The 11,646-nt window shown below is 28.1% G+C and carries 9 protein-coding genes; all 9 read right to left on the bottom strand.

Features of this window, described 5'->3' with window-relative positions:
* Nucleotides 1–9: 9 nt before the first annotated feature.
* Entirely contained in the window at nt 10–1,815 is a 1,806-nt protein-coding gene (asnB, locus tag FM071_RS05885) for an asparagine synthase (glutamine-hydrolyzing) (RefSeq protein ID WP_193109784.1), read from the bottom strand.
* Nucleotides 1,808–3,244: a hypothetical protein gene (locus FM071_RS05890; RefSeq protein WP_193109785.1), complete on the bottom strand. Its 1,437-nt coding sequence runs from the start codon at nt 3,242–3,244 to the stop codon at nt 1,808–1,810. The genes asnB (FM071_RS05885) and FM071_RS05890 overlap by 8 nt, the downstream gene beginning before the upstream one ends.
* 81 nt (nt 3,245–3,325) lie before the next feature.
* On the bottom strand, nt 3,326–4,522 hold the full coding sequence (locus FM071_RS05895) for a glycosyltransferase family 4 protein (RefSeq protein ID WP_193109786.1): 1,197 nt from the start codon (nt 4,520–4,522) through the stop codon (nt 3,326–3,328).
* Nucleotides 4,519–5,589, bottom strand: a complete 1,071-nt coding sequence (locus FM071_RS05900; RefSeq protein WP_193109787.1) for a radical SAM/SPASM domain-containing protein — start codon at nt 5,587–5,589, stop codon at nt 4,519–4,521. Before FM071_RS05900 ends, FM071_RS05895 begins: the two co-directional genes overlap by 4 nt.
* Entirely contained in the window at nt 5,589–6,512 is a 924-nt protein-coding gene (locus FM071_RS05905) for a methionyl-tRNA formyltransferase (protein ID WP_193109789.1), read from the bottom strand. Before FM071_RS05905 ends, FM071_RS05900 begins: the two co-directional genes overlap by 1 nt.
* A 2-nt stretch (nt 6,513–6,514) precedes the next feature.
* On the bottom strand, nt 6,515–7,531 hold the full coding sequence (locus FM071_RS05910; RefSeq protein WP_193109790.1) for a hypothetical protein: 1,017 nt from the start codon (nt 7,529–7,531) through the stop codon (nt 6,515–6,517).
* Entirely contained in the window at nt 7,512–8,456 is a 945-nt protein-coding gene (locus FM071_RS05915) for a class I SAM-dependent methyltransferase (RefSeq protein WP_226960500.1), read from the bottom strand. Before FM071_RS05915 ends, FM071_RS05910 begins: the two co-directional genes overlap by 20 nt.
* Nucleotides 8,449–10,449 (bottom strand): asparagine synthase (glutamine-hydrolyzing), encoded by a 2,001-nt coding sequence (gene asnB, locus FM071_RS05920; protein ID WP_193109794.1) that lies wholly within the window; start codon nt 10,447–10,449, stop codon nt 8,449–8,451. Before asnB (FM071_RS05920) ends, FM071_RS05915 begins: the two co-directional genes overlap by 8 nt.
* A gap of 1 nt (nt 10,450) precedes the next feature.
* Nucleotides 10,451–11,641 carry a DegT/DnrJ/EryC1/StrS family aminotransferase gene (locus FM071_RS05925; protein ID WP_193109795.1) on the bottom strand — a complete coding sequence of 397 codons (1,191 nt, stop codon included), beginning with the start codon at nt 11,639–11,641 and terminating at the stop codon, nt 10,451–10,453.
* Nucleotides 11,642–11,646 lie beyond the last annotated feature (5 nt).

Below are 11,646 nucleotides of genomic sequence, written 5' to 3' on the forward strand. Positions count from 1 at the left end.
TGAAATCCTTTACTTTATTCTCATAATATTCCAAAGAACATACTCAAAATTTCTACCTTTTTGATGTTCATTAAAAATATTAATCAAATATTTTTTATTAAATCTATCATCTATATTTTGAATTTTATCATAGACTATATCTTTTAGTTCATTTCTAAACCAATATTTCAATGGTACGCTAAAACCTTTTTTTGGCCGCTCTATCAATTCTTTTGGCATCTGTTTATATAATATATCTTTTAGTATAGATTTTGGACCTTTTTTTAACTTAATATCTATAGGTAAACTATAGGCAAACTCTACAATTCTGTGGTCTAATAATGGAACTCTTGATTCTAAGCTAAAAGCCATACTAGCACGATCCACTTTTGTAAGTATATCATCAGGTAAATATCTGTGAAAATCCAACCTGCTTAAACAGTCCATAAGATCATTACTATCAAATTGATACTCTAAAATATCTAATAAGTTTAAATTACTTTTTCCAAAAGATTCTACTAAAAAATCTTGATCAAATAAATTTGAAAGTTCCCATGGTTTTATGGAACTATATAAAAGAGCATAAAGATTTTGTTCATTTAAGTTTTTCAGTGAATAGCTTGCTTTTTGGAGTTTGTCATTTAAAGAATATTTCCCAATTATTGACAATATATTTCTTAGAATTTGTGGTATTTTTGAAAACCTATCAAGATATTTTTGTGTGAGAAAATACCTATCATATCCTAAAAAAAGTTCATCTCCACCATCTCCACTAAGAGCCACTGTAACTTGCTCTTTGGTTTTTTGACTAAGTAGTAACATAGGCAAACTCGATGCATCACCAAAAGGTTCATCGTAATAAGTATCAAAATCTTCTAAAAAATCAAATACATCTTTAACGCAAAACTTATATTCATAATGCTCACTCTCTATATGTTTGGCAACTTCTTTGGCATAAGTAGATTCATCATAGGCTTTATCTTCAAAACCTATAGAAAAAGTTTTTATTTTATTGTTGCTTTCTTGCTGCATAATAGCACTTACCAAACTGCTATCTACACCACCACTTAAAAAACTTCCTACTTTTACATCTGCCAAAAGTCTATATTTTATGCTACTTCTTATAAGTCTTTCAGTTTCTTCTACTGCATCGTTATAGCTTATATATTTTTTTTCTTTTGGCAAATTCCAATATCTATTTATATCAATATTTTTTCCATCAAATATCAAGTAATGTCCAGGAGGTAATTTACTTATATTTGTATAATAACTGTTATCATTTGGCATATACCCTAATGTCATAAACTGTACCAAAGATTTATTTGAAACTTGCTGTTTCAAATGCCTTGCAAAGCCTTTTAGCTCACTTGAAAAAGCAAATTCTTCATTTTGAAAAGTATAATAAAGTGGTTTTATTCCAACTCTGTCTCGTATCAAATAAAGTTTTTTATCCGTTTTGTCAAAAATCCCAATAGCAAACATGCCAATAAGTTTTTCAAGAGTTTTCTCTACTCCAAACTTACTAAAAAGAATAAGTAATGTTTCTGTATCAGATGTAGTTTTCCACTCTACATTACACTTACTTCTTAATTCAAAATGATTATAAATTTCACCATTGAAAACTATAGAAAATCGTTCATTTTCCATTGGCTGATTTGCATGAGTGGCTAAATCCTGTATAGAGAGACGGTTATGACCAAGATATAATTTTTTGTTTCTTAAACTATACTCTTTTACGGTTGAATTATCTGGTCCACGATGTGATATAAAAAAATTTTGTTTTATTATATCTTTATAAGGAAGCTTTGTATTAAAATAACCTAAAATACTACACATTTAACCTACCAAATATATCTGAATATTTTTTTATTGCCCATTGTGGAATTTTTTCTCCATTTTTCCAGTTTTTAACCTTTAATATTATATATTTTTCATTTTCAAAAGCCACATGAAAAAGATTCATATTAACTTTTTCAAAAAACTCTCTCCAGTAATCTTTTTTTAAAAAAATAGCACCCAAATTCCAATCCTTCATTGCCTTTTCAATTTTTACGTTCATCACAGGAAAATATGGTTCCAACCATAAAAAGCCATAACCATGACCACCCCAAAATACTTTTTTAGATGTTTTATATGTCACTTCATCAGGTAGTTGAAAAGGTATCACCATCACTCTGTCTAAATCTGAATTTTTCAAAAAATCTATAGCATCCTCAAAATCTTTATCTCTACTTTTATTTTTCAGCCCTTTATAAAACTTAAAAATACTTACCGCTGTCATTACTGAAATAATCAATAACAAGATTTGATTAGTAAAATCAGCAAAATAAATATCTGTATAAATCACATAAAAAGAAATTATTGTTACTAAATTGTATGTGTATAAGTTGCCACTACCTAAACACAAAAATTTATCTACAAAACTTGTGAGCAAAATAAACAACATTGTCATAAAAAAGACAAGTCCAAAAAAATTCAATTCAAAACTAAAAATTACAAATATTGTAAAAGGCAACATTCCTATGATAAGTGAAAGCTTTTTAATGACTGATTTCAAACCATTTCCATGAACTCTATTGACATGAACAAAATCTTTTTTTCCATAAATATTAGATTCATAAAACTGATGCGATCCTAACTTATATCTATTTCTATGCCAAAACTTTACTATCTCTATATGATGTTTTAAATAATTTTTATAATTAAAAAAAAGAAACGCTATAATATTTGCGAATATATAAATAAAAATTGGAATTAAACTTGTATAAAAAACTGATAACCCAATAAGTAAAAAAACATATAACTGATGAGACATCTTATGAGTTAATATTAATAGTATAGTCAATAAGACAATTGGCAACAACATATAACTTAACTCATACTCGAAATATCCAAAAAAAAATAGTATAAGAATGTCAAGAAGTATTGATCCAAAGATACGAGAATTTATTTGATTGTCATAATATATTAATATTGGTGCTGTTAGATAAACCATTATAGCTACAAATATAGAAGTAGAAAACTCTATTCCTATCAACTTTCCGAATAATACAATTAAAATTAATCTAAAAAATGATAAAAATTGTGTAATAAAAGCAGAATAATTCAAAATGTCATCTGGCAAAATAGACAAAAAACATCCAAAAAAAGGTGGATACCACTGTTTCACTTCAAGTAAATATTCTGGTAATTCTGGTGGACATTTTTTTTGTTTTCTTGCTGCATCTCTATATTTTAGCCAATACCACTGGTCTACCACCACCATGCTTGCTTTATTTAAAATAAAAAATCTAATTATAATTATAATTATAATTATAATTATACTTATACTTATAAAGATCAAACTTTATTCTCCAAATTTTTTCAAAATTTTATGATAAATATTCTGTTTATTTTTAACTGAATTTTTTAAACTATGATTTTGAAATGCCAATTCTCTTGCATACTTCCCAAGTTTATGTGAAAGTTTTTCATTATTTAATAAATAATCTATTTTATTTACCATTTCTTTAATGTCATTTTCTTTAACCAACAAACCACTTGTATTGTCTTTTATTAATTCACTATGCCATTCAGTATCATATGCTATAACAGGTTTACCACTAGCACATGCTTCTATCAGGCTAAATCCATCTAGAAGACATATATTTATATTAGATTGTTTTTTTATAGTAAAAACTATATTTTTAGATTGGAAACCAATCAGTTTTATATTATTCTCTAAATTATTTTTTTTTATAAAGGAATTCATATAATTGTATTCTGGACCATTTCCAGCAACTAATATACAAAAATCATTTCTCATTTTAACTAATTCTTTTGTTATATATAAAATATCTAAGCACTGTTTTTCTTTAGACAATCGAGCAATATATCCAAGTATATATGGCTTATCAATATTAAATATTTCTTTTATATTTAAAAATTTTGTATTATCAAAATTTTCAAAAGAAACTCCATGATAAAAAACATCTATATTATTTTCATCTATCTCATATTGATCTATAATTTTTCTTTTTAAATAATTACTTATTGGTAATATTAAATCAGCTTTTTTATAAACAAACTTTTCAATTTGTTTAGCTATTTTTCTAGAACCTAAAACTTTAAATGTTTGACCTCCAAGTTCTGCACCTTTATCATAGTCAGAATGAACTGATACTATAAATGGAATTTTTAAAAGCTTAGAATAGTACAATGCTATAAGTCCCATATAATATGGATCTGTGGCTCTTATTATAGATATTTTTTCTTTTTTGATTATGAATGGAAAAATAAAAATCAATTTCAAAAGTATGATAAGTGTTCTAAATATTTTGGTTATTCTAAATTTATTTAAAAAATCTAAGCTGCTTTTCCAGCCATATTCAAAGATTATGTTATTTTCTTTTAATTTAATAACTTTATTATTCTTTGTAAACGGATGCAATGTAAATACTTTATTAAAAAAACCACCTTCATCTCTCTGTAAAATTAAATCAATAACACCTTTTTGTTTTAATGAATCATAATCAGATGGGACAATATATAAAATATTTCTCATTTTATATCACTAACCCCATATCCACTACAAAGACGACATATCTCTATATCTTTCTGATTTGTGTGTATTTTATTTCTAAAGTTTTGATATTTTTCTCCATTCCAAATTTCTTCTAAATCTTGTTCTATTAAATTTCCCATTACTTCTTTACCGCAAGCATCGTGACAACAAGGTACAACATCTCCATTACTCATTATTGTCATACTATAATATATCCAAGGGCAGTCATTTTGAGGTACAATTTTTCTTTGTAATTTTCCTTTTTTAAATTTTTCAGGATCATATATCCAATGATCCTTATTAGTTGGTAAATATTTATTCCCTTGTTCTACAGTCCTAACACAAGGGTCAATAATATTAAAGCTATCTACATCTATCTCTTTACACCATTCTATAAATTCCTCTACCTGATGTTCATTATGTTTCATCAGGATAAACCCTGCCTCTAAATGTACTTTACTTCCTGTTTCTTTTTTTAACTTTATAGTTTGAAGAAGATTATTCTTTATATTTTCTAAATTTGTATTGACCCTATACACTTCGTGAGTCTCTTGAGTTGTACCGCCCATTTGAAAAGAGACGAAGTCTATCCCTGATTCTATTATACCTTGAGGTATTCCTTTAACATCACCATTAGTACAAGTAGAAATAAAAGGTATCCCTTTCTCTTTAGTATATTTGACCTGTTTTACCCATTCTTTATTTAAAAATGGCTCTCCCATAAAATAGTACATCAGTGTATTTGTATATGGATATATTTTATCTATAATAATTTTAAAATCACTAAATGATAAAAAAGCTTTTTTTCTCTCTAATATATTTGCACCTGTTTCACAAACAGGACACTGAGCATTACAGACATTTGTAGGTTCTATAGTTATATTTATGGGTTTACCAAGTATTTTACTATCTTTTTTTACTAAAGAGTAGGTCGATTTAATATGCTCTATACTTCCTTTTTTACTTTTAAATAGTGAAACTAAACCTTTTTGAAATCCATATGAATTTCTCAACTTTATATATAAAGTATAATTTTTCTTGATTTTATTTTTTATTTTATTTATCATTATTTAAATCTCTTTCTTATGCTTTTTATTTTTTGACTTGGCTTTCCAACAAAACTTTCATATTCAACTTTGCTTATTTTCAATTTTCCATTTCCCGTAATTACAATAACGCTTCCATCCATTTCAATATTGGATATCTGTCCAACTTTTGATAAATATATTTCATCATCCTCAAAAAGTTCTGCATCCCAAATAATTAGCTTTTTATCTTCATAAAAACAATATGCTCCACTATAAGGTTTATTGGAAGCATTAATTAATCTTAGAATTTCTATATTTGATTTATTCCAATCTATTCTACCATCTTCAGGAATCCTTGGATAACATCTTAAAGCATCTTTTTGATTTTTTGATTGTACTTCCAAAACATATTGAGGATTTTTTTCAAGTTTTTTAACAGAATTTAAAAACATTTGAGGAATTCTCTCTGCCATCCACTCCCAACATTGAGTTACTTTAGTGTTTATATCTATACTTAAATATTCTCTATCTATAATATCTCCGCTATCAACTTCTCCACCTATCATAGAATGAATACATAGACCTATTTTGTCTTCACCATTAAGAATTGCCCATGCTTGACAAGCATTACCTCTATAACGAGGCAAATCCCCACCATGAGCATTTAAAATTCTAAGTGGAAATAAATCAATCACATTTTGAGGTATAATGCTAGAATAGTTTAAGCTTACAGCCATATCACAATTTGTACTTTTTATTTCTTTTTTATATTTATCTAGTCTATTCGTATATATATATTTAGCACCTATTTTGTTTGCCAATTCTTCAAAATATTTTGAAGTTTTAGTATACTCCGGAGCTTCTTTTGAAGTAATAATTAGTGGTATTTGATAATTGTTTTTTAGAAGTAATTCAATTGTTTCATATAAAATTTCAGTTCTCCCAATTATTGCTATTTTCATTTTTACCAATACCTCTCATCTTTAAATGACATTGCAGGGTAGTTTTTTTCCATAAATATTTTATATTCTTTTTTTTCTAAATTCATTTTATTCGCTTTCATCATACCTTCTGACACCTTTAAACCTGCTGTATGTAAATCTGTAACAACTTGTTTTCCCATATAATCTACTGTATAACTCATATAACCAAAAGATGCTGGATATTTAGGAATAAAATTAAACTTTGCATTTGAAAAATCAACATTGCCACAAATATGAATTACATCAACATGCTCATTGATTGTATTAATATCAATGAACGCTCCTTTCCTTCCTATTAATAAATCTTGTTTATGATGTTCCAATAAAACTATACAATCATAATTATCAATATTGATTTTATCATTATAATCAGATATTATCTTATAATAATAACAGTTGTTTTTTAACACTTGTTCTGTATATACTGTAAAATAATCACAACCTAATACTAACACTTTTGATGACAAAGGAGTATGCTTTAAGTCTAATAAAAAATTTAAAACCATATATCCTATATATTCCTTTGTTTTTAACTTTTCGTTGTCTTCGTTCGTACCATATACTTTAATACCCTTTTCTATACAAACTTCTAAATCTAAATCACTATCTCTAAATTCCCACGTCTCCCACATAAGAGGAATTACACAATTAGGACTTAATTGATCGATAATTTCTTTATTGATTGGTCTTAAAAAACCTGTATTAGTTAATACATCTATACTTTTTAAAGGAACGTTACTTAAGTCTGTTATAATTTCTATCTTACTTTCCACATCCAAATACTTTGCTAATTCATAAGTTTGTCTTTTAACCTCTTCAATTGAACCATATTTTGATGCTTTAGTAAAAGCATAAACTTTTTTTGCACCTGAGCATGCGATTATAATGGGTGTTACAACATAATTTCCTGTTGCAGCTTCAGTTAATATAATTTTATTTGTTAAATTTAAAGAAAATTTATCAATAGATTTTAAAATTTTATTTGCTAAATCTACCACTATAACATGCCTCTTCTATGTGAAAGAACTCTATTTTCAAACCATTGGTACTAATCATTTTTTTAAACTCATCCTCACTGTATCTTCTCGCATTTGATGGACTATACCAATCAAAATTTATCATATCACTATTATCTTCTCCTTGCTCTCCATTCCAATAACATTTTAAAAAATTCCAATAAATAAATCTTTGAATATCTTGTTTACCACCTTTTATTCCTAAAAGTGGAATATCTGGTATATCTATTTCTATTTTTAATTGACTTAGCCTTTTTCCAAGTTCTGTAAGTTGTCTTGACATTTCCCAAAGTTGCTCATTTGTCAGATTTTTAGTTTCTACTCTAAAATAATCATCTAGCAATTCTCTTGGCAACGCTTTTTTAGCATAAACATAACAAACAAACTCACCCCCCCCATTTTTAGTAATCCTTGTTAGTTCTTTAAAAGTTTCTTCAGGTACTTCCGTATGCATTATAACCTGATCACAACTTACATAATCAATTGAATTATCTTGAAATGGTAAATCAGCTATATCACCTTTTATAAAAAATAAATTTTTTATATGTTTATAATTATTTGCTGCTATGGAACATGCTTCTGAAAAATCCATACCTATAACTATAGAATCTGGAGCCAACTCTGCAAACCATTTTGCCTTATATCCTAAACCACAACCAGCATCAAAAATATACTTTTTAGTAGATAAAAATTTTGCTAGGGCATCTTCATTTTCAAATCCATACAGTTCCAAATACCACTTTTGTTGCATCTTGTAAAATTTTTCTTTTTCATTACTATTTTCATACTCCATCCATTTTTCTGAAAAAGCTTCATTAGTTTGCTGCTGATTTTCACAATTTGAACTACTTTTTAAAGATATAAAGTTATCCTTTACTTCTATATGCTCTTTAAAAATCTTATCCATAAATATTACTCCATTCTTCAAAGTTAAGCAAACTCCAAATAAACAATCTTTGGTTTTTTTTTCCATATAAATGTTCATTTATCAATTGCTGTGTAGCATTTTTATCCATGTACTTATATATATTCGCATTATCATCTAAAATTTTAAACTTTACAAATTCTATACTTTCACCTTTAAACCAACTTTGATCTGGTGAGCTAAACCCCTGCTTAACTGCTTTATAAATATCTTCTGGGATATACTTACTCATAGCTTTTCGAAGTATCACTTTCCCGTCATTAGTTTTTTGCATTTTCCCTATATCATTTTCATTCATCCTAATCACTTTATGCAAGTCACCGAGTTTATATTTGACAGGTATTTTTTGAGCAAAGTCAACTAAATCATTATCTAGGAATGGTACTCTTGTCTCAAGACTATGAGCCATAGAAAGCTTATCATCTACTACAAGTAGTCCATGAAGAAATGTCTTCGCTTCAAAATATAGCGAATGATTTATATACTCTTCTGGAGTTTGGCATTTTACGGGTGTTTTAAATACACTTGCAAAAATATCTCTTGTCCATACATTTTGTGTTTCACCCATAATTGGAGCAAATACTTTTTGTATATCTTTATTTGGGATTAATCTCTTCCAAAAGCTATAATATTTGTCTATATAATTATCAAAGTTATCATTATTTACTGCTTTATAGTATCGCCATGGATATCCTGCAAAGAGTTCATCCCCACCTGCACCACTTAACACTACTTTTACAAATTTACTTGCTAACTTTGCTGCATAGTAGTTTGGATAACTTTGTCCTACTCGTGGTTCTTCAAGATGATATGCAAAATTTGGCAAACACCTCTCCATATCACCAGATTTTAGAACCATCTCATAATGTTCAGTTTTAAACTTATAAGACATATACTCTGACTTTGCCCTCTCATCAAAACTCAGCTCCATACCACTTGCACTATTTAGATCAAACCCTACAGTAAAACTTTTTAAAAACTCATTTGACTTCTCGAAATGACTTGATGCTATAGCCGTTATACTTCCACTATCCATTCCACCACTAAGATAGCTCCCAACTTGCACATCTGCTACAAGTTGTCTTTCAACTGCTTGAGTAAAAAGTTTATCTAACTCTTCTATATATTCTCTTTCATCTTTTACAGTTTCAGGTTCACTAAAATCAAAATCCCAATATTGAGTCTTATTAATTTCTTTAGATAATAAATCTATCTCAAAATAATGCCCAGCTTCCAATATTTGTATATTTTTATGAAGTGTTTTGTTTGTAAACATATTTTGAAATGTAAAGTATTCTAAAAGAGCTTCTTTATCTACCTCACTTTTATAATCTTTATATTCTAAAATAGATTTTATTTCACTTGCATATATAAATGTTTTATCTTCTGCAATATGATAATAAACTGGTTTGATACCATATCTATCTCTACAGAGATAGAACTTCTTTTGAAAGTTATCATATAAAGAAAATGCAAACATACCGTTAAATCTTTTGATACATTCTATTCCCCATTCTATATATGCATAAATTATAACTTCTGTATCTGTGTGACTTCTAAATTTATGTCCAAGTTTTTCAAGCTTACTTCTCAACTCTTTAAAGTTATATATCTCTCCATTATATGCTATCCAGATATTTTTAGACAAATCACTCATAGGTTGATGTCCTGCATAGCTTACATCTAAAATAGACAATCTTCTATGACCCATATAAAGGTCATAATCATGAGAGTGTAATTCTCTTTGAGCTGAATACGATTCTATAGTAGGAAGCATATCTTCTATATTTTTAAATCTCTCATCAGTTAGATTTTGATAAAACGAGATTTTTCTGTTATGTTTCACACCTGTATGAAAACAGAGATATCCTGCATCATCAGGTCCCCTATGAGCTATTTTATCTGCCATAGGTTTTGCAAAATCTACGTTAATAGATGGTTTATTTAAACTCAATGCTCCTACTATTCCACACATATTATTTCAATATCTCTTTAATATTTGATATCACATAGTCAAACTCTTCATCACTCATCCCTGCATAAAGAGGTAATGCAATAGAAAGTCTATCTGCTGCATAACTCATCAAAAAATCTTCATCTTTGAAGTTATTTTTGTTTTTATAGTATCCAAGTGTATGTACCGCATGTGTACCTTGTCTTGTAGCTATAGTCATCTCTTCAAGTTTTTCCATAAAAATGTTTCTTTTTATGTTAATTCTATCTATTTGTTCTTTTGACAGATTTGATATATCCTCTCCGTCTGTAAATATACAAACATATGATTGATACCCATGTTTATAATTTTCTGGAATGTAAGGAGTCACAAGTTCAACTATATCTTTTAAAGCTGTATCATATTTAGCAGCGACTTCTCTTCTGCCATTCATAATGTACTCTTTTTTATCCATCTGACAAACACCCAGTGCGCCTTGCATATCTGTCATGCGATAATTGTATCCTCTAACGGTAAAATCAGGAAGAAGTGAACCACCTTTTTCTTTATGTCTTTGGAGATCCGACTTACTTGCACCATGATCTTTGAGTTGAGATACTTTGTTAGCAATATCTTTATTATCTGTAATCAACATACCACCTTCGCCTGTACAGATAGATTTTCGTGGATGAAAGGAAAAACAACCACAATCCCCAAAAGTACCAGAATGTTTATCACTTATCCAGCCATCAAATCCACAAGCACTATCTTCAATAACTGTTAAATTATATTTTTTTGCCAGTTCCATAATATATGGCATATTTGCACAAAGTCCAAATAAGTTTACTGGCATAATAGCTTTTATTGAAGTGTCATTTTGAATCAACTTTTCTAATTTTGTTTCATCGATATTAAAAGTTTTTAAATCAATATCACAAAATACCACTTCGGCACCTGTATACTCAACTGCATTGGCACTAGCGACATAGGTAAAAGATGGAATAATAACTTTATCTCCTCTTGTAATACCCATAGCTTCAAGTCCAAGGTGAAGCGCAGTAGTACAGCTAGTAGTGGCATGGGAATATTTAGCACCTGTAAACTCACTAAACATATCCTGAAATTTAGCTACATTTGGACCTTGAACTACCCAACCAGTTCCCAATGGTTTTATAATAGCTTCTTTTTCTTCATCATCAAAAATTGTTTTTGTAATTGGGATATTCATTTTCATCGAGT

This window comes from Sulfurimonas paralvinellae (assembly GCF_014905135.1).
Lineage (GTDB): Bacteria > Campylobacterota > Campylobacteria > Campylobacterales > Sulfurimonadaceae > Sulfurimonas > Sulfurimonas paralvinellae.